Source organism: Halobiforma lacisalsi AJ5, assembly GCF_000226975.2.
Taxonomy (GTDB): Archaea; Halobacteriota; Halobacteria; order Halobacteriales; family Natrialbaceae; genus Natronobacterium; species Natronobacterium lacisalsi.
Genome location: NZ_CP019285.1, coordinates 308,532 through 326,414, shown reverse-complemented (window position 1 = coordinate 326,414; position 17,883 = coordinate 308,532). Strand labels below are relative to the sequence as shown.

Below are 17,883 nucleotides of genomic sequence, written 5' to 3'. Positions count from 1 at the left end.
CCTATCTAGTCTCGTCCGTCGTTGACTCTCGGGTCCCGGTTCCGTTACGCCTTCCGCTTTCACTCTCGCGACCGCGGCCGCGTGTTCGTCCCCGGTTTCGCTCGTGTTGGCGGCCGGCACGCCTCTCGGGTGCCACGTCACCCGCTCTCCCTGCCGACTCGGTCATCGACCGCGCCGTCTCGCCGGAGCGGGACTCCGCCGTGGCGGGCAACCGAACGGTAAACGTCGACCCCTCGCCGGGTTCGGAGTCGACCCAGATGTCGCCGTCGTGGCGTTCGACGATGCGCTGACAGAGTGCGAGTCCGATCCCGGTTCCCGAGTACTCGTCGACGGTGTGGAGCCGATCGAACACCCGGAAGATCCGCTCCGCGTCGTCGGGATCGATTCCGATCCCCTCGTCCCGAACCGAGATTTTCCACGCGTCGCCGTCCCGTTTGGATTCGGATTCTGGCTCGAGTTCGGCGAACACGGTTACCTCCGGGGGCCCGTCGTCGTCGTAGGTGAGCGCGTTGTCGATCAAGTTCTGGAACAGCTGCCGGAGCTGGTCGGGATCGCCGTAGACCGTCGGCAGCGACTCGACCGTGACGTCAGCCCCCGTCTCCGCGATTCGCACCTCGAGGTCGGCGAGTACGTCCTCGAGGACGGCGTCGACGTCGACCGGCTCGAACGGATCTCCTTGTGTGTCGACCCGGGAGTACGCGAGGAGGCCGTCGATCATCTCCTGCATCCGTTCGGCACCGTCCACGGCGAACTCGATAAACTCTCTGCCGTCCTCGTCGAGTTCGTCCGCGTACCGCCGTTCGACCAGCGTCAGGTAGCTCGAGACCATCCGCAGCGGTTCCTGAAGGTCGTGGGAGGCAGCGTAGGCGAACTGTTCGAGCCGTTCGTTCGACTCCTCGAGATCCGCGACCAGCGACTCGAGCTGGCGCTGTCTGTTCCGCCGTGCGGTGATGTCACGGCCGATCCCCGTCAGGACCTGCTCGCCGTCGGGGTTTTCGAGGGCGCTCGCGGCGAACTCGTAGGGGATTCGCTCGCCGGATTTCGTCACGAGTTCCGCTTCGACGCGCGTGTGGCCAGTCTCGAAGACCTCGTCGATCGCGGTCGTGATCGTCTCCCTGTCCTCGCCCTCGAAGAGCTCCATCGCGTTCATCGCGTCGATTTCGGCGTCCGTATAGCCGGTCACCGTCGGCAGGCTCTCGTTCCAGCGACGGAAACTTCCGTTCTCGTCGAGCACGTAGAACACGTCGTCGATCGCGTCCAGCACGTCGTCGGTGTACTGCTTGAACTGCTCGAGACGCCGTTCCCGATCCCGGAGTTTGCGCTCGGTTTCCTTGCGCTCGGTCACGTCCTGGGACATGCCCATCGCCGCGACGACCTCCCCCTTCGCGTCCCGAACCGGCGTGAAGTGGAACTGGTAGGTCCTGCCGTCTATCACCTCCTCGAAGGACGCGCGCTGCCCCTCGAGGGCGGCCTCGTAGTTGGGAACGACCACGTCCGCGATGGCCGGGGGGAGTGCCCGCTCGAGGGGCTCCTCTTCGAGTTCCCGCCCTTCGATGTCCGCGCTCCCTTCCAGCGTCCCGCCGAAGGTGACGTACCGGAGGTCGCGATCGACCAGCGCGACGGCCCCGTTCGGGAAGTTCTCGATCAACGTCCGGTACCGGCGTTCGCTCTCCTCGAGCTGGCGCTGTCTGCGCCGGCGCTCGAGTTCGTGGCTGACCCACTGCGAGGCGAGTTCGACGAACGAGCGTTCGGCGGGCGTGAACGGGTCCGATCGCGGCGCTTCGCTCTCGAAACAGAGCGTACCGAAGAGCTCGTCGTCGACGGTGATCCGACTGCCGACGTAGGAGTCGACGCCCCACGTTTCGTAGGTGTCCGCGTCGATCGGTCCTTCGGTGCCACCGGCCCCATCCGGGCCGGTCGGATCGTCCGCGAACGCGAGCAGCCCGTCGCCCTCGACCGTCCGCTGGCAGTACGTGTCCGACAGCGGCATCTCCGTCCCGGGCTGGAGGCGGTCGTCCTCGCTTACTGCGTGGGTGACCTCGAACCGGTCCCCCTCCTCGTCGGCCATCGCCAGGTAGCCGACCTCGAGGCCGAGCCGGTTCCGGCCCAGTTCGAGCAACTCCCGGAGCTTCTCGTCGAAGGAGCGCTCGCTGTCGGCGGTGATCTCGTAGAGCCGTTGCAGCGTCCGGTTGTTCTCGCGCAACTCCTGTTGGGTCTTCTTGCGCTCGGTGACGTCGCGGAAGTACACAGAGAGACCGCTCTCGGAGGGGTAGGCGTGGACCTCGAACCAGGTCGACAGCGGCGGGAAGTACTCCTCGAAGGACGTCGATTCCTGCTCGGCCATCGCGCGTCGGTACTCCCGTTCGAACGTGGAGTCGACGGCCGCCGGGAACGCCTCCCAGAGGTTCCTGCCGATCAATCCCTCTCCGTCGGGATCGATCAACTCCCGGGCGCGATCGTTGACGTACGTGAACCGCCACTCCTCGTCGAGCCCGAAGAAGGCGTCCGTGATCCGCTCGAAGGTAGTCTCGAGTTCGCTCTCGAGGCGCCGCTCGTCGGTGACGTCCTCGAAGGCAGAGACGACGGCGGTGATCCCATCGTCGTCACGTTCGGAGACCGGGACGGCGTTCTCGATGATCCAGACCCGTTCTCCGTCGGGCCGTCGGATGCCGAACTCCGCGTCGTACACCGGTTCCCCCGTCTCGAGCACCCGGCTGAACGGCAATCGTTCGCTCGACAGGGGCTGCCCGTCGGTGTCGACGGTGTCCCACCGTGGGTCACCGTGCCCCATCGTGGTGAATTCGTCCCGGTCCCGGCCGGTGATTTCTTCGGCTCGTTCGTTCACGCGCAGGATGTCCCCGTCGGGATCGGCGACGATGACGCCGACCGGGCTGGCCGTCATGAGCTGGTCGGCGAGGGCGGCCGGATCGGTCCCCTCCGCTCCGGGTTCGCTCACCTCGTCGGATTTCAGTTCCGGCTTCAGTTCCGATTCCACGTTCGGCTCGGAGCCGGCGTCGGAAGCCTCTCCGTCTTCCGCTCGTGGGCGATTCGATCCGTCGTAAGTATCGATCGCCGATCCAAGCAGGTCGGCGACGTTTCGCAGGAAGTCTCGGTCCTCCTCGTCGAGGGGCCGGGTATCGCTCGAGAACGCTCCAAGCACGCCCCAGGGGTCATGATCGTCCTCGTTCGAGCCGCCGAAGACTGGGACTGTCGTTGCGCTCGCGATTCCGTGGCGCTCGAGCAGGTTCGCCCGGGCGACCCGGTCTTCGGCGGTGATATCGTCGACGGCGACCCCATCGCCAGTCTCGGCCGTATGTCCGACGACTCCGCCGTTTCCGTCGACCGGAACCGTCGCGGAGCCGAGGGCGCCTGTCTCCCAGCCGACGCCATGACGGAGGGTCGCGACTCGGTTCGTTCGTCCCTCCTGCTTTCCCGGTTCGTGAACGACGAAGAGACCGCAGTACTCGACCGGAAGCACGTCCCGAACGGCGTCGACGGTCTCGGAGCACAGCGACTCGAGATCGGTCGACTCGAGTGCCAGTTGCCCTAACTCCGTGAGAACGTTTCGCTGACCGCCCCGACGGTCGCCGGTCGAGTCTTCGCCCGGGTCGGAGACATCCATTCTTCGACTGCTATCCACAAGTCGATTCTCGAGTATAAATGTAGTGCTCGAATCACCAGTTTTCACTTCTTTCATACGTTCCTGACAGTGTTCGCGCCGAACACGCTACCGTCGAGATCGAGCGTCCCCCGGGGTCGTTCGGAAGACGCGGCCCGGACCGGGGTCAGGGTAACTCGTCGGCGTCGACCCCGGAGTCGGATCCACCCTCCGAGTCGGTGTCGATGGTAGCGTCCTCGTCGACCACCCGGTACGTCCGGCCGCGGCGCTTCCCGACTGCCTCGATCAGGTCGTAGTGGACCATCTTCGTCAGGTAGTTGCGAAGCGTTCGCTCGGTCTTCGGGTCGTCGACCCGTCGCTCGTACTCCGCGTAGAGGTCGCCCGGCTCGATCTCGCCCTCCGCTGCGATGACGTCGTACAGCACTCGTTGATCCTCGATCAGTCCCTGAATCGTCTTGCGCCTGATCGCCGTCCTGGCATCGGGAATCGCCGTCCTGACGGTCTCGGCGTCGATCGACCCCTGGCCACGCCGTTCGGCTCTGTGGGCGGCCGAGCGGAGGATCCCGATTCCCACTCGTGCGTCCCCCGAGGCCGCGTCGGCGATCCGCCGGAGCTGGTCGGCGGTGACTGCGTCGGGCTCGAGGGCCTCGTCCGCGCGGTTCGAGAGGATCGCGGCGAGTTCGTCGGTCCCGTAGCGATCGAGCCGTACTCGGGTTCCGGCCCGGAGTCTGGATCGGACACGGTCGTCGAATCCGGCGAACAGTTCCTCCTCGCGGTTGGCGATCAGCACGACCGAGACGTGGGGCAGCCGGTGGAGGTCGTACAGCGCAGCCGTCTCCTCGAGTTGGTCGACCTCGTCGAGGACAACGACGATGGGGTTGTCGTCCGCGTCGGCGAGTTTCCCGAACAGTTCGTCCTTCGGGGTCGATCGGTGGACGTCGATCGCCCGCCCGATCTCCGAGAGGACGCCGTAGAGGACGCGAAACCTGGTGTACTCCTGCCAGCAGTTGACGTAGGCGACACGCACGTCGGGTTCCTGTTCGCGCAACTGGGCAAGCGTGTACCGGGCGATGCAGGTCTTCCCGACGCCCGTCGGGCCGAAGAGGAAGGCGGGTTCCGGCCGCCGATCGTACAACAGCGGCTCCAGGGTTTCCGAGAGGAGGTTCACCTCGTCGTGGCGATGAACCACCTCGCTGGGGACGAAGTCCTCGCGCAGGACGCGGTCGTCGACGATCACAGCGGTCCGGTTGTACGTCGACCGTAGTAAACGATGGCGTCCCGTTTCCGAAACTTCCGAAAGTTCCGAACCCCTTTACGCGCCGCGAGCCCACTCGAGGGCTGCCTCGAGATCGTCGAAGCTCTCGACTTCGGCACCGTCGATATCCATTCGGGATTTGACCGCCATCGCCGTGATCCCGTCGGACACGAACCCGACCCTCTCGACCCCCGTGTACGCTCCGTTTGCGGACCACTCTTCGCCCATGTATTCCTGCGTTTCCTTCGGCAGGCTCGTCTCGTCACCGAAGACCGCGACCGTCGCTTCGATGTCCGACTGCTTCCCCCGCTCTCGGTAGTGTTGGCTCGCCGCCTCGAGCGTTTCGTCCGCAAAGCCTTGCCAGCCGTTCATAAACCAGATCCCGACACCGTCCCGGTTCTCGAACTCCCATTCGTATCGGTCCGGGTCCGGTATCTCGTTCCTCTGTGATGTCATCGGCTACCAGTCCCGCCCGTCATCGTATAAGTACTCTTGCCAACACAGGAGGGGGTTGTGGTGGCGCAACCTCGACTCGTCGGCGGTGTATCGACTGTCATTGACGAGTTCGGTCTCCCTGGAGTCGACGCTGCCTGTAGTGAACGGTTTCTATATCGCTATATGGGATTTATGACTCTGTCTTCGTGAGTCGAGATCCGTTACCGTCGGGTCGAAACCCCCACGAAGCGGATCGCCTACGTCCGGAACACAGCGGGCGGATCCACAGAGCAGTGCCGACCAGACGTGTCAACGGCACACCCCCACGTCTCGAGTGGTCCCAGCGCTTCTCCGGAGCCGCTGCACGGTCGCCCGATTCAGGCCGGTCGGTCCCTTCGAACGAGTGTGCGCTCAGAATTGATTCCACCCGGCTTCGTGAACCGTCTCGACGTCGAACCTCGAGGGGTTCGGCTCGCTTTTTCTCTAGGATCTGCTCCGGTCGTGAGGGATCCGCTCGTCGGCCGGGTACTGTCCTCCTGGGCTGTCGAGGGGTTCCCAGGCTGGATCGGTGCGACCGTCGTCGACCGTCCGGCGGAACTGTGCTCGAGCGTCCTTCGTTCAGTCCCGCGTGGAGCCTGCTGTCGACTCCAGGTCTCGCCCCGGGGGGACACAGTCGGACTGTGTACCGGACTCGGGCCACTGACGCTCGTAGTAGTTCCTTTCGTGCGCGGGCGACAGCCGGTCCGAACCGAACCACTGCGGTTCGTACCGGTTTCCGGGAAGGAACTCGAGCGCCGCAGAATCCACGCTCCGGAGGGCAGCTACTGAAGTGTTGCTCTCGAGACGGCATGGCCTCCGTTCTGCCCGCCGGTCGTCGATCCCCGATCGGCCTGCCCGGGGTGATTCCAGCGCGTCGTCACGGACTCCTCGTTGCTGGTCACCCGATTTCACAGCGGTCGAGGGATCGGTGTGTAACTTCGGGCAGTCGATCCGTACTGGAATACTCCGGTGGCCATCCCCCCGAATCGACTCCACGTTAGCAAATAAATTCCATATCGCGATACGAAATTACGGGGGTGGTGTCGCGTCGTGCCGGACGTGACGGGGGCTCTCGATCGAGTCGACGATGACGAGAGGTGGCGTCGTCCGTCTCAACTACGATAGAATTGATTATTTATTGGTGGTGGTGGTTTCTGATTAGAATTATTATTGGTTTTTTGGGTCAGAAATACGATTCCTTCAACCAGATGGCCAGAATATTGATGCGTTCTTGCTCGAGTCTGGTTAACGGACCGTTATGAATAGTGTGGACATGCACCGATCGAGAACGACGGGTCCGGGATCGATCGAACGATGACCGACTGCTGGAATCGTCGTGGATACCTCGGTGCGGTCGGCGGAACTGCGCTCTCGGTTTCGGCCGGGTGTCTCACGACCGACGCGGACGATCGAGCGGAGAGTCGCCCACGGCTTTCGGATCGCACTCTCCGGTACGGAATCGTGTTGCCGCTGTCGGGCGAACTCGAGCAAGCTGGACAAGCGCTGTTGAACGGGGTGACGCTGCCCGCTGCGGAACTGGATGCCGCATCCGCGGACATCGACCTCGAGCACGAGGTCGCCGACTCGGAGACGTCGCCGGTGAGCGCGGTCGACGCTGCGGGGGCATTGATCGACGATGGCGTGCCCGCGATCGTTGGCGCAGCGGCCTCGGACGTAACGCTACAGATGATCCAGCGGGCAACGATCCCGTCGGACGTCGTCTCCTGTTCGCCCGCGAGTACGACGCCGACGCTGTCGATCGTGAACGATCGGGGCTACTCGTTTCGGACGGCACCGGTCGACTCGTTGCAGGCGGTGATCGCTGCTCGACTCGCCGTCGCCGAACACGGGGCGAACACCGCGGCGACGCTCTACACGTCGGGGGATTACGGCCGACAGCTCTCGGGCGCGTTTTCGGCCTCGTTCGACGGCGAGATTCAGCGTCAGGTGTCGTTCGCCTCCGGGGATGGCGGCTACGGCGATCCGCTGGAAACGGCGCTTGCCGACGATCCGGACGTACTCTTCCTGATCAGCTATCCCGAAAGCGGGGTACCGCTGCTCGAGGAGTACTACGCCGACCACGCGGGCGACGAGACGCTGTTCGTCAGCGACGGGTTACAAAACGAGGCGGTCATCGAGGGGGTCGAGGATCGGATCGATGCGTACGGAACCGCGCCGACCTCGAGCGGACCCGGACAGGCGGAGTTCCGGTCGCTGTACCGCGAGGAGTACGACGCCGATCCGGGACTGTTCGCCGCGAACTGTTATGACGCCGCGGCGGCAGTTCTGTTGGCGAACGCCGCGGCCGGCGAGAACGACGGGCCGGCGATCGCCGACCGGATGCGGGAGGTAACGGCCGGTGAGGGAACGGAGATTCTCCCCGGCGACCTCGCCGACGGGATCGAACGTGCGGCTGCCGGTGAACCGGTCCACTACCGCGGTGCGGCCGGCGAGATCGAGTTCGACGAGAACGGAGACGGTGGCTCGGTCGAGTACGAGTACTTCACCTTCGCCGACGAGGCGATCGAGGTGCTGGACGAGTTGACGCCGACGGAGGTGTCACCATGACTCCCGAGACGGACGACGGCACCGACGAGACGGTCGCCCAGCAGACGGCGAACTCGGCCGGTGGCGGGGTCGTCCGGCGGCTGGTGCCCGACTTCGTCCGACGAAGCTACCGGGCGAAGTTCGTCATCACGATTCTCGCAGTGTTGATCGTCATCTCGCTGGTTGGTGGGATCGGCTACGTTCAGGCCGAACGGACGGTCGAGACCGACGCGGAGCAGCAACTGACGGCGACGGTCGACATGCACGCGGACTCGATCGACGAGTGGATGATCTCGATGGAGTCGCATACGCGGTCGCTCTCGTCACATCCCGCGCTTGCGGGAACCGACGCCGAAACGGCAGAGGCTCACGTCGTCCAGGAACAGGCGAAGCTTCCCGTCGACGTCCGGGCGGTTCACGTCGTCGATACGAACGACGGACAGGTCCTGACGAGTACGAACGGCGAGTTACGCGGGGCGTCGGTCGACTCCCTCGACGAGCCCTGGACGGAAATCGAACCCGGGGTCGATTTGACCGCGGCGAACGACGTCTGGCACTCGCCGACGGCGTACGCCGACGAGACAGTCGAGGACCAGGTCATCTCGTTTGCCAGCCCGGTCGAGGGCGACGAGGCACGGATCGCGGTCGTCGTCGGAACGATCGAATACCGGGTCGACGGTCTTCGACAGTTACACGACGACCAGGAGACGATGATCGTCGACACTGACGGCGAGACCGTCCTCGCGAGCGACGAACTCCGCGGCGAACTCGATCCGGACGTCGTCGCGGACCTGGGTAATACCCGCGACGGGACCGCATTCGAGCGCGACGACGATTCCGACGTCGTCGCGGGCTACGCCGCGACCGCGAACAACGACTGGGTCGCGGTAACGACCGTGCCAGCCGAGCAGGCGTTCGCGGCGAGCAACGCCGTCGGCTGGACCCTGCTCTCGGTGATCGGTACGGGGCTCGTTGCCCTGCTGGCGGCCGGCTTCGTGCTCGCTCGCCAGACCGTTACCCCCCTCGAGGATCTCCGAAACCGGGCGCGACGGATGGAAGACGGCGACCGAAACGTCGATCTCGAGAGCGACCGGATCGACGAAGTCGGCAGGCTCTACCGGGCGTTCGACGAGATGCGGTCTTCGCTCGACGCCCAGATCACCGCCGCCGAGGAGGCCAAAGAAGAAGCCGAGACGTCCCAGCGGGAGGCCGAACAGGCCCAGACCGAGGCCGAAACCGCCCGTGAGGAGGCCGAAGCCGAGCGCGAGCGGATCGCTTCGGTGATGGACGAACTCCAGCGGGTGGCCGACCAGTACGGCGACACGATGCGCGCCGCCGCCGACGGTGATCTCACCGTTCGTGCGACCGTCGACACCGACAACGAGCAGATGCGCGAGATCGGCGAGGAGTTCAACGCGATGCTCGCGGAACTCGAGGACGCCGTCGGCGAGGTCAAGCGGTTCGCGACCGACGTTGCTGCCGCGAGCGAGCAGGTCACGGCCTCGAGCGAGGAAGTAAAGACGGCGAGCGAGCAGGTCTCGGAGTCGGTCCAGGAGATCTCCGACGTTGCCGAGCGCCAGAGCGAGCGCCTCGGCACGATCCAGACGGAAATGTCCGGGCTCTCGGCGAGTACCGAGGAGATCGCCTCGACCGCAAGCGAGGTCGCACGCGTCGCGGAACGGACTGTCGATTCGAGCGATCGCGGACGTGAGGCGGCCCAGGACGCGATCGACGAGATGAGCGAAGTCGAGGCCGAAGCCGAACGAGCGGTCGAGACGATCCAGTCACTCGAGACGGAGGTCGAACGGATCGACGAACTGGTCGATGCGATTTCGGACGTCGCCGACCAGACGAGTTTGCTCGCGCTCAACGCATCGATCGAAGCCGCAGGGGCGGGGACCGAAGGCGACGGCTTCGCCGTCGTCGCCGACGAGGTCAAATCGCTCTCGGCCGACGCCAAGGAGGCGGCGACGGAGATCGAAGAACGGATCGAGACGATCCGCGAGCGGACCGACGAATCCGTCGACGTCGTCGAGACGACCAGCGACAGGGTCCGACAGGGGACCGAGGCCGTCGAACCCGCCGTCGAGGCCCTCGAGGAGATCACGACCTACGCCGAGGAGACCAGCGACGGCGTCCAGGAGATTTCCGCGGCGACGGACGACCAGGCCGACTCCGCCGAGGAGGTCGTGACTGCCGTCGACGACGTCGCGGCCTCGAGCGAGGAGTCGGCGGCCGAGGCCGGGAACGTCTCCGCAGCGGCCGAAGAACAGACTGCGTCGCTAACCGAGGTGTCCGAAAGCGTCGGCGGGCTCGCAGACCAGGCTGCGGCCCTCTCGGACCGCCTCAAGCGATTCGAGACGGACCGCGAATCGACCGGGACGGAGGGGACGGCACAGGAGCGGCCGGCGGTCGATTCCTCCCGGTAGATCGAAGTCGGGAACCGATCGTCGCCGTCCCAATCCCGGTTTCGCCGTCGACTCGGTGTTCTCCGACAGTTACTGTATCGTCTTACTCTCCAGGAGCGACCGGACGACACGTTCGCCGCCGCCGACGGACTGGTGTTGGCGCCACGGCCGGAGTCGTAGCCGTAGTTTCTTCCCCCTTCGAGACGTAGGTCCGGTATGGACGAACTTTCACTCGGCGTACCCAAACCGGTACTCGATCGACTGCCGGAAGACGACGACACCGCCGCGGCCGACATGCAGGAGGCCGTCGCTGGCTGGGAACAACGTCTGAACCGCGCTATCGAGGAGGCCGAGGACGACCGCGAGGCGGCCGCACGGATTCTCGAGGCCGTCGACCGGTTCGAGGAGCGATACGAGACCTACGACGAACTGGTGCCGGAACTGCGTGCGTGGGGGCAGTCACCGATCTACGCGATCGCGTGGCGAACGCTGTACGCCGACGTGATCGCCCAGCTCTACGAACACGAGGAGTTGGCGGAGCACCTCGAACGGGAACGGAACATGCGACTCGTCGACGACGGAATCCGCCTGCAAGATCTCTGATCTCTAGTCCGCGAGCGACTCGACCAACCGCGCCAGCGTCTCGAGGTCGTACTGGCCCGGCGCGGTCGCGTTTTCGGGGTCGACGGGCGCGTAGCCGATTCTGGAGCCGTACACCGGCGCGACTGCGCGGGTGTGGCTTCCGGCCTCGCCCATCGCCATCGTCGCGACCGTCCTCCCGTCGGCGGTCAGCCGGTGGGTCGCCGACAGCACGGCGAGCGCGTCGCTTCGATCGTGTGCGGTGACGGCGAGTTTGCCGACGTCCCCGTGTTCGCAAGCCTCCGTGAGGGTCTCGACCATCGCCGCTTCGTCGGGGGTTCCGTCGAAGTCGTGGGCGGAGGCGACGACCGAAACCGCCGGTTCGCGCGCTCCGATCGTCTCGAGGAGGTCGTCGGCGTCGCCCTCTCTGATCGCCGCGAGTAGGCGGCTCGCCTCGGCCAGCGCCTCGAGACGGTCGTCCTCGGGTTCGGTCGCCTCACCGCCCTCCCAGTCGGCCCGGTTGGTCGCCAGGATCGGCAGATCGCCGTCGTAAGCCTCGAGCGCGGCCAGCGGGTCGTCCGCGAGGTCCATCCGGAACTCGATGGCGTCGGCGTGTTCGCGGGCGGCAGGCTCCTCCGTGAGGTCGGCAGTCGAGGCGGTCAGGACGAACGAGTCGAACTCCATACTGTCGACGTGACCGAGCGGGAGAAAAACGGTGTCGTTCCGGCGACCGTCGCGACCGTTAGGCCAGACCGAGGGTCTCCTCTGCCTCGAGGAGTTCGTGGTAGCGGTTCCGGATCGTGACCTCGGAGATGTCGGCGACGTCGGAGACGGCGGCCTGAGTCGTCTTCTCGTTGGTCAGCAGTGCGGCGGCGTAGACCGCGGCGGCGGCGAGTCCGACCGGCGACTTGCCGCTGTGGACGCCCTTCTCCTTGGCGTTCTGCAGGAGCGCGCGGGCGCGGTGTTCGGCCTCGTCCGAGAGGTCGAGTCCGGAGGCGAACCGGGGGACGTAGCTCTCGGGATCGGCCGGCTGGACCTCGAGACCGAGTTCGCGGACGACGTAGCGGTACGTGCGGGCGATCTCGTTTTTCTCGACGCGGGAGACGTCGGCGATCTCGTCGAGCGAGCGAGGGACGCCGGCCTGACGGGCGGCGGCGTAGACACAGGAGGTGGAGACGCCCTCGATGGAGCGGCCCGGCAGCAGATCCTCGTCGAGCGCACGGCGGTAGATGACGGAGGCGGTCTCGCGGACGTTGTTCGGGAGCCCCAGGGCGGAGGCCATGCGATCGATCTCGCCGAGTGCCTGCTTCAGGTTCCGTTCCTTGGAGTCGCGAGTACGGAACCGCTCGTTCCACTTGCGCAGGCGCTGCATCTTCTCGCGCTGGCGCGATCCCAGTGAGTTCCCGTAGGCGTCCTTGTTTCGCCAGTCGATGTTCGTCGAGAGCCCCTTGTCGTGCATCGTGTTCGTCGTGGGCGCACCCACGCGGGACTTCTCGTTCTTCTCGGCGGCGTCGAACGCGCGCCACTCGGGGCCGCGGTCGACGGAGTCTTCCTCGACGACGAGGCCACAGTCCTCACAGACGGTTTCGCCGTGTTCGTCGTCGACGACGAGGTTGCCTGCACACTCGGGACAGACCAGGTCGGTGTCTTCGCTCTCGGTCTCGCTCGTCTCTTCGGTCGTTTCGTGTTCGTTACGCCGTACTCTCGTGTTCGATTGTGCGTTGGTCATACGATGGCGAGTGCTGTCCGGACGAACGGATCGCAAAAGCCCGGACGGATTCGTTACCTACTCCGTTCAGAGACTCGAGGTATAACGGTTTCGGAATCGTGGTCCGACAACACTCGAAAGGCGGTAATTCGTCCGTTCTGGCATGATCTATCAAAACATTCAAGCAGGGGAACCGGGCGGCCGGAAAACGGTGTCTCCAAATCGCCCCCGTTCGAATCGCCGGGATACGTATGCACGTCGCAGTCGGGAGCACGAACCCGGTCAAGGTCGAGGCGGTCGAGCGCACCCTCGAGCGGTACGATCCGTCGGTCGAATCGGTCGCGGTCGACTCGGGCGTCCCGGAGCAGCCGTGGTCCATCGAGGAAACCGTCACCGGCGCGGAGAACCGCGCTCGAGCATCGCTGACGGAGACCGACGCCGATTACGGAATCGGACTCGAGGGCGGTGTCGCCCGCCTCGAGGGGGTTCCCGGCCTCTCGCTGATCATGTGGGCCGCCGTGACCGACGGCCGACGGACCGAACGCGGGGCCGGACCGACGTTGCGGCTTCCGGACGAAGTCGCGGACCGACTCGAGAACGGCGCCGAACTCGGCCCGGTGATGGACGACCTCCTCGGGACCGACGGCGTCGCCGAGTCTCAGGGGGCGGCAGGCGCCCTCACCGAGGGTCTGACGGATCGCACGCGAGCGCTGAGCGAGGCTGTGGCCTGCGCCTTCGGTCCGTTCCGGTCGGGCTACTACGACTAATCGGCCCGATACAAGCCGGCCTTGGGCCGTGAAACGGTTCGTCGTCCTGACTGTCGGCCGATCGTGTGCGTTAACCGGCCGTACCAACACGAGCTTTCGGTCGGAGTATTCCGCTATTACTCGGAGCAAAAACCGCAAGACAGCGGCCGGTTAACTGCACGTACCAAACCCCCTAAGGGCGTTCCCGGCATCCGTACGAATATGAGCAGTGCAATGGCCCCCGACCTCACGTCCAAACAACAGCGCATTCTCCAGTACCTCCGGGAGAACGCCGCGACGAAAACCTACTTCAAATCCCGACTCATCGGGCAGGAGCTCGGAATGACGGCCAAGGAGGTCGGCTCGAACATCACCGCGCTGCAGGAAGGCGACTACGACATCGAGATCGAAAAGTGGGGCTACTCCTCGAGCACCACCTGGAAAGTAAACGCCTAGAGCGACGCCGCCGCTCGTCCCCGTTTCCGTCGTCTCTGTTACTACGCTCGCCGCTCGAGTGACGCCACGAGCGGCCCCGACGTGTCCCCGGTCGAGTCTGCTGCCGTGGCTAGCCGATCGTCCGTACGCGCTCGAAAACAGCCCGTAAGCTGATCTTACGTCCGCGAGCGCTGGTCGCAAACGAGTGCTCAGTGCCCGTCGTACTCGAGGAACCGGTCCGCGTTCTCGGCGAGACGCGTCGCCCGGTCGCCGAAGGAATCGGCGTACCGGACGACCAGCAACAGGACAGTTTCGGGGCGCTCGACGGCGTAACCGTCCTCCCGGGAGAGCAGGCCTGCCTCCTCGAGTTCCCCGGCGTACTTGCTAACCGTCGGGGAGGAGACGTCGAGGGCGTCCGCGAGGGCGCCCGCCGACGCTTCGGGGTTCGAAAGGAGTTCGATCAGCATTCCCCGGGGCGTGTCCCGACGGAGGTATCCAAGCGCCCGCTTCTCGAACTCGTCGAAGCGATCGGCGGGGACGAACCGCTTGTAGTCGCCGTCGCTGTATCGCTCGACGGTGCCGTTCTCCTCGAGGCGACGCAGGTGGTGTTGGGTCTCGCCGGTTCCCAGCTGGAGGTCGTCACGGACCTTCGAGAAGTGCGCACCGGGGGTCGTCGAGAGGTAGCCGGCGATCGCGTCGCGGGCGTCGCTGTCGCCCGCGTCGTCGGCGGCCGCACGCTCGGCGAGTCCGGCGGCTCCGGCACCCGCCATCGAAGCGCTCGCTCCGAGGGCAGCGAACCGGCGGAGGGTCGCTCGCTTGTCGTCGTCGACCCCGTCGGGCGGTGTCATGTCGGTCTACCGTCCGCAAGGGGATCCGCCGTAAAACAGGTTTCGCTCCCCTTCGGTCACCGAAAGCTGAAAGTCACGGCTTTCGAGGGGACGCTGGTGCGGGCGGTCGATCAACGATCACGATCAGCATCGGCGGGTCGAAAACGAATCCGGTTCCCCGGGGATGGCACGGATCGGGCCTCTCGAGAACGAGACGGCAGTTCGAGGTTCGAGGTTCGAGGTTCGAGGTTCGAGGTTCGAAACGGCGTCTCGAAGTCCTTAGTCGTCCTGGGACTCCTCGGTGGTCGGATCGGCTCCCTGGAAGTCCTGGTCCATCTCCTCGATCACTTCCTCGGGGTCGGTGATCTTCGACGGATCTTCGCCCTGCTTGATCGCCTGGGCTTCCTGCTCCATCGCTTCGACGTCCATCTCGGCTTCCTGATCGATCTCGCCGATGATCTCGGCGATGTCGTCCAGGCCGATCAGTTCGCGGGTCTCCTCGTCGAAATCGCGACTCTCGAGTTGCTCGCCGTTCTCCTTGACGTCGCTCCCCGAGAGGTGCTTGCCGTAGCGCCCGACCATCGACGTGAGTTCCTGGGGCATGACGAAGGTCGTGGACTCGCTCTGACCGATCCCCTCGAGGGTCTCCATTCCCTTGTCGATGATCGCGCGTTCGCCCATCGATTCCGCGGAGCGAGCGCGCAGGACGGTCGAGATGGCGTCACCCTGCGCTTCCAGAATCTGGCTTTGCTTTTCACCCTGGGCGCGGATGATCTCGGACTGCTTGTCACCCTCGGCCTTCTCGACGGCACTGCGGCGTTCACCCTGTGCCTCGAGGATCATCGCGCGACGCTTACGCTCTGCGGAGGTCTGTTGCTCCATCGCGCGCTGGACGTCCTTCGAGGGGTTGACCTCGCGGACCTCGACGCTTTCCACTCGAATGCCCCACTCGTCGGTGGGTTCGTCGAGTTCCTGGCGGATCTTGGCGTTGATCTCCTGGCGCTTGTTGAGCGTGTCGTCCAGTTCCATGTCGCCCAGCACGGCACGCAGCGTGGTCTGGGCGAGGTTGGAGACGGCCTTCTTGTAGTCGTCGACCTCGAGGAACGCCTTCTTGGCGTCCATCACCTTGATGTAGACGACCGCGTCGGCCGTCACGGGCGAGTTGTCCCGCGTGATCGCTTCCTGCCGGGGGACATCGAGCGTCTGTGTCCGCATGTCGAATCGGTAGGTGTTCGACACGAACGGCGGGACGAAGTTGATACCGGGCTCGAGCAGTTTGCGGTACTCACCGAAAACGGTCAGCGCACGCTTCTCGTAGGCGTCGACGATCTCGATCGCACTCAACAGGGCGGCGATCACGACCACGAGTACGAGGGCACCGACGAACAGCAGCGCACCGCCGGTTTGCATGGGGAGTGGTACGACCATGTTCCGCTCTTACGGCGGTGAGGGGAAAAACGTTCCCTTATTTCGTCGACATATGAGGGAGAGTGACGGGCGAGGGCAACGGGGTAGCGTCGGTCCCGCGGCGCTCAACTCGAGTTCTCGGTTTCGAACTCCGAGGCGCGATCGGGGTCCCGTTCTCGCTCCCGGGTCGACTCTCGACTCCGCTCTCGTGTCTGGACGTCGCCGTCCCCCGAATCCGCGTTCTCTTCGTCGGCTCGTGCGAGCGCACGGTCGATCTCGTCTTCGCCGATCGCACCCAGGGATTCGACCGTGAGCACGTTCCCGCCGCCCGGATCCAGCACGATGATCTCTTCGCCCTCCTCGATCGTTCCGCTGGTAGTCCGTGCGCTGTAATACGGTGCGAAACCGCCCTCGTCGAGTTTCACTTCGCCGCCGCGGTTCGTGATCCGTTCGGTGGCGTAACCGGTCGCACCCGCAAGCGAGTCCGAGTCGGACGTCTGGGCGGTCCCCTTCCCGCCGTAGAAGTCGAACTCGTTGTAGACGTACGCGGCGACGGCGCCGAACCCGAGCGTCAGCGCCGCCAGGACGAACAGGCTCACCGTCCCCGGGAGCGCCATGCCGATCAGTCCGGCGCCGACAAGTGCGACCCCGATCACGATGAGATGTGCGCCGGGCGAGAGGGCCTCGAGCACCATCAGTACGAGCCCCACCGACAAGAGCAAGAGCGGCACGTTCCCCAGGAAGGCCTCGAGCATACTCCATGGTAAGGGCTCTGCCCGATTAAAGGTTTACCGAGGGATGGAGATCGAATTTAGGGCCGCTCGCGGTTACTCGCGGTCCGAGCCGTCCGAGCCGTCCGAGCCGTCAGTACCGTCGGTACCGTTCGTGATCGTCGTATGCGCGCCGATCAGCGCCCCCGCGAGATCCAGGTCCTCGATGTGGGTCCCCTCGTCGATGATCGATCGCCGGATGTCCCCGCTACGAACCGTCGCGTCCGGAAAGACCACCGCGTGATCGAGCCGGGTGTCCTCGAGGGTGACGTTCTCCATCACGTGGACGTTGTCGCCGATCGTCGCGCCCTCGACGGTCGCGGAGTCGGCGACCAGCGAGTCACCGTCTAAGTGCCAGGCGACGGCGTCGAGATAGCTCTCGGGGGTCCCGATGTCGTACCACGCGCCCTCGAACGTGTAGGCGTAGGTCGGCTCGCGGTTCTGGAGCCACTGGACGAACCAGCCGGGTTCGTCGGGGTTGTTCCCCTCCTCGAGATACGTCGGTAGCAGGGACAGCGAGTTCCGTGGGAACGCGTAGCAGGCGATCGAGACCAGCGTACTCTTCGGATCGTCGGGTTTCTCCTGGAAGTCGACGACGCGGTCGCCCTCGAGGTCGACCAGCCCGTAGGATTTGGCCTTCTCGCGGGAGCCGACGTCGTAGGCCGCGAGCGTCGGGGCCTCGTGCTCTTCGAAGTAGTCGAGGAACTCCGACACGTCGAAGCTGATCAGGTTGTCCCCGGCGATCACGAGGAGGTCGTCGTCGACCCCCTCTCGGTCGATCAACTGGGCGAGCGCGCCGACGACGCCGAACTTCTCGTCCTCGTCGGTCGTCTCCTCGACCGAGAGCCGAGGTTTCTCGAACTCGCTGTCTGCCAGGTGAGCCTCGAAGTCGGCGGCGAACCGCTCGTTCGTACTGACGTAGACCTCGTCGATCCGCTCGTCAGCCTCGAGTTCCGCGAAGATACGATCGACGACCGTCGAATCGCCGATCGGGAGGAACATCTTCGGCCGATGTTTCGTGATCGGCCACATCCGGGTCGCGTATCCGCCCGCAAGGACGACGGCCTTCATGACGTCGCGTTCGATGGGGCGATGTAAGTCACTTACC

The 17,883-nt window shown here is 65.2% G+C and carries 14 protein-coding genes; 5 read left to right on the top strand and 9 right to left on the bottom strand.

Annotation, left to right across the window (positions count from 1 at the left end; all coding sequences use genetic code 11):
* Position 1: 1 nt before the first annotated feature.
* The 3 genes from CHINAEXTREME_RS01435 to CHINAEXTREME_RS01425 form a co-directional block, all read right to left on the bottom strand.
* Entirely contained in the window at positions 2-3,622 is a 3,621-nt protein-coding gene (locus CHINAEXTREME_RS01435) for a PAS domain-containing protein (protein ID WP_007142291.1), read from the bottom strand.
* A 163-nt stretch (positions 3,623-3,785) separates the two neighbouring features.
* Positions 3,786-4,856 (bottom strand): Cdc6/Cdc18 family protein, encoded by a 1,071-nt coding sequence (locus CHINAEXTREME_RS01430; RefSeq protein ID WP_007142292.1) that lies wholly within the window; start codon positions 4,854-4,856, stop codon positions 3,786-3,788.
* Between the two features lie 75 nt (positions 4,857-4,931).
* Positions 4,932-5,330, bottom strand: coding sequence for a hypothetical protein (locus tag CHINAEXTREME_RS01425; RefSeq protein ID WP_007142293.1), 399 nt, complete (start codon positions 5,328-5,330; stop codon positions 4,932-4,934).
* Between the two features lie 1,332 nt (positions 5,331-6,662).
* Between CHINAEXTREME_RS01425 and CHINAEXTREME_RS01420 the strand changes: the two genes are divergently transcribed.
* From CHINAEXTREME_RS01420 to CHINAEXTREME_RS01410, 3 genes are all read left to right on the top strand, one after another.
* Positions 6,663-7,916 carry an ABC transporter substrate-binding protein gene (locus tag CHINAEXTREME_RS01420; protein ID WP_007142294.1) on the top strand — a complete coding sequence of 418 codons (1,254 nt, stop codon included), beginning with the start codon at positions 6,663-6,665 and terminating at the stop codon, positions 7,914-7,916.
* The gene (locus CHINAEXTREME_RS01415) at positions 7,913-10,324 is read left to right on the top strand and encodes a methyl-accepting chemotaxis protein (RefSeq protein ID WP_007142295.1); all 2,412 of its coding nucleotides are present in this window, start codon (positions 7,913-7,915) and stop codon (positions 10,322-10,324) included. The genes CHINAEXTREME_RS01420 and CHINAEXTREME_RS01415 overlap by 4 nt, the downstream gene beginning before the upstream one ends.
* A gap of 195 nt (positions 10,325-10,519) precedes the next feature.
* Positions 10,520-10,906, top strand: coding sequence for a hypothetical protein (locus CHINAEXTREME_RS01410; RefSeq protein ID WP_007142296.1), 387 nt, complete (start codon positions 10,520-10,522; stop codon positions 10,904-10,906).
* A gap of 3 nt (positions 10,907-10,909) precedes the next feature.
* On the opposite strand, the gene CHINAEXTREME_RS01405 is transcribed toward CHINAEXTREME_RS01410, so the two are convergent.
* Positions 10,910-11,566 carry a type I 3-dehydroquinate dehydratase gene (locus tag CHINAEXTREME_RS01405; protein ID WP_076738686.1) on the bottom strand — a complete coding sequence of 219 codons (657 nt, stop codon included), beginning with the start codon at positions 11,564-11,566 and terminating at the stop codon, positions 10,910-10,912.
* Positions 11,567-11,624: 58 nt separating this feature from the next.
* A complete protein-coding gene (locus tag CHINAEXTREME_RS01400; protein ID WP_007142299.1) occupies positions 11,625-12,611 on the bottom strand; it encodes a transcription initiation factor IIB in 987 nt (328 codons plus the stop codon).
* 230 nt (positions 12,612-12,841) lie between these two features.
* On the opposite strand from CHINAEXTREME_RS01400, the gene yjjX reads away from it, so the two are divergent.
* A complete protein-coding gene (gene yjjX, locus CHINAEXTREME_RS01395) occupies positions 12,842-13,357 on the top strand; it encodes an inosine/xanthosine triphosphatase (RefSeq protein ID WP_007142300.1) in 516 nt (171 codons plus the stop codon).
* A gap of 213 nt (positions 13,358-13,570) precedes the next feature.
* Positions 13,571-13,792, top strand: a complete 222-nt coding sequence (locus CHINAEXTREME_RS01390; protein ID WP_007142301.1) for a DUF7123 family protein — start codon at positions 13,571-13,573, stop codon at positions 13,790-13,792.
* A 188-nt stretch (positions 13,793-13,980) separates the two neighbouring features.
* Here CHINAEXTREME_RS01390 and CHINAEXTREME_RS01385 read toward each other — a convergent pair whose 3' ends face one another.
* The 4 genes from CHINAEXTREME_RS01385 to CHINAEXTREME_RS01370 all read right to left on the bottom strand — a co-directional run bounded on the left by CHINAEXTREME_RS01385 (position 13,981) and on the right by CHINAEXTREME_RS01370 (position 17,846).
* Entirely contained in the window at positions 13,981-14,619 is a 639-nt protein-coding gene (locus CHINAEXTREME_RS01385; protein WP_007142302.1) for a winged helix-turn-helix transcriptional regulator, read from the bottom strand.
* 258 nt (positions 14,620-14,877) lie between these two features.
* Positions 14,878-16,026 (bottom strand): SPFH domain-containing protein, encoded by a 1,149-nt coding sequence (locus CHINAEXTREME_RS01380; protein ID WP_029601474.1) that lies wholly within the window; start codon positions 16,024-16,026, stop codon positions 14,878-14,880.
* A 104-nt stretch (positions 16,027-16,130) separates the two neighbouring features.
* A complete protein-coding gene (locus CHINAEXTREME_RS01375) occupies positions 16,131-16,760 on the bottom strand; it encodes an NfeD family protein (protein ID WP_007142304.1) in 630 nt (209 codons plus the stop codon).
* Between the two features lie 72 nt (positions 16,761-16,832).
* The gene (locus tag CHINAEXTREME_RS01370) at positions 16,833-17,846 is read right to left on the bottom strand and encodes a sugar phosphate nucleotidyltransferase (protein ID WP_007142305.1); all 1,014 of its coding nucleotides are present in this window, start codon (positions 17,844-17,846) and stop codon (positions 16,833-16,835) included.
* Positions 17,847-17,883 lie beyond the last annotated feature (37 nt).

Coding starts and splice junctions, on each gene's coding strand:
- yjjX (WP_007142300.1), top strand. CDS start 12,842: ATGCACGTCGCAGTCGGGAGCACGAACCCGGTCAAGGTCGAGGCGGTC.
- CHINAEXTREME_RS01390 (WP_007142301.1), top strand. CDS start 13,571: ATGGCCCCCGACCTCACGTCCAAACAACAGCGCATTCTCCAGTACCTC.
- CHINAEXTREME_RS01415 (WP_007142295.1), top strand. CDS start 7,913: ATGACTCCCGAGACGGACGACGGCACCGACGAGACGGTCGCCCAGCAG.
- CHINAEXTREME_RS01400 (WP_007142299.1), bottom strand. CDS start 12,611: ATGACCAACGCACAATCGAACACGAGAGTACGGCGTAACGAACACGAA.
- CHINAEXTREME_RS01435 (WP_007142291.1), bottom strand. CDS start 3,622: ATGGATGTCTCCGACCCGGGCGAAGACTCGACCGGCGACCGTCGGGGC.
- CHINAEXTREME_RS01410 (WP_007142296.1), top strand. CDS start 10,520: ATGGACGAACTTTCACTCGGCGTACCCAAACCGGTACTCGATCGACTG.
- CHINAEXTREME_RS01375 (WP_007142304.1), bottom strand. CDS start 16,760: ATGCTCGAGGCCTTCCTGGGGAACGTGCCGCTCTTGCTCTTGTCGGTG.
- CHINAEXTREME_RS01405 (WP_076738686.1), bottom strand. CDS start 11,566: ATGGAGTTCGACTCGTTCGTCCTGACCGCCTCGACTGCCGACCTCACG.
- CHINAEXTREME_RS01370 (WP_007142305.1), bottom strand. CDS start 17,846: ATGAAGGCCGTCGTCCTTGCGGGCGGATACGCGACCCGGATGTGGCCG.
- CHINAEXTREME_RS01420 (WP_007142294.1), top strand. CDS start 6,663: ATGACCGACTGCTGGAATCGTCGTGGATACCTCGGTGCGGTCGGCGGA.
- CHINAEXTREME_RS01385 (WP_007142302.1), bottom strand. CDS start 14,619: ATGACACCGCCCGACGGGGTCGACGACGACAAGCGAGCGACCCTCCGC.
- CHINAEXTREME_RS01380 (WP_029601474.1), bottom strand. CDS start 16,026: ATGGTCGTACCACTCCCCATGCAAACCGGCGGTGCGCTGCTGTTCGTC.
- CHINAEXTREME_RS01425 (WP_007142293.1), bottom strand. CDS start 5,330: ATGACATCACAGAGGAACGAGATACCGGACCCGGACCGATACGAATGG.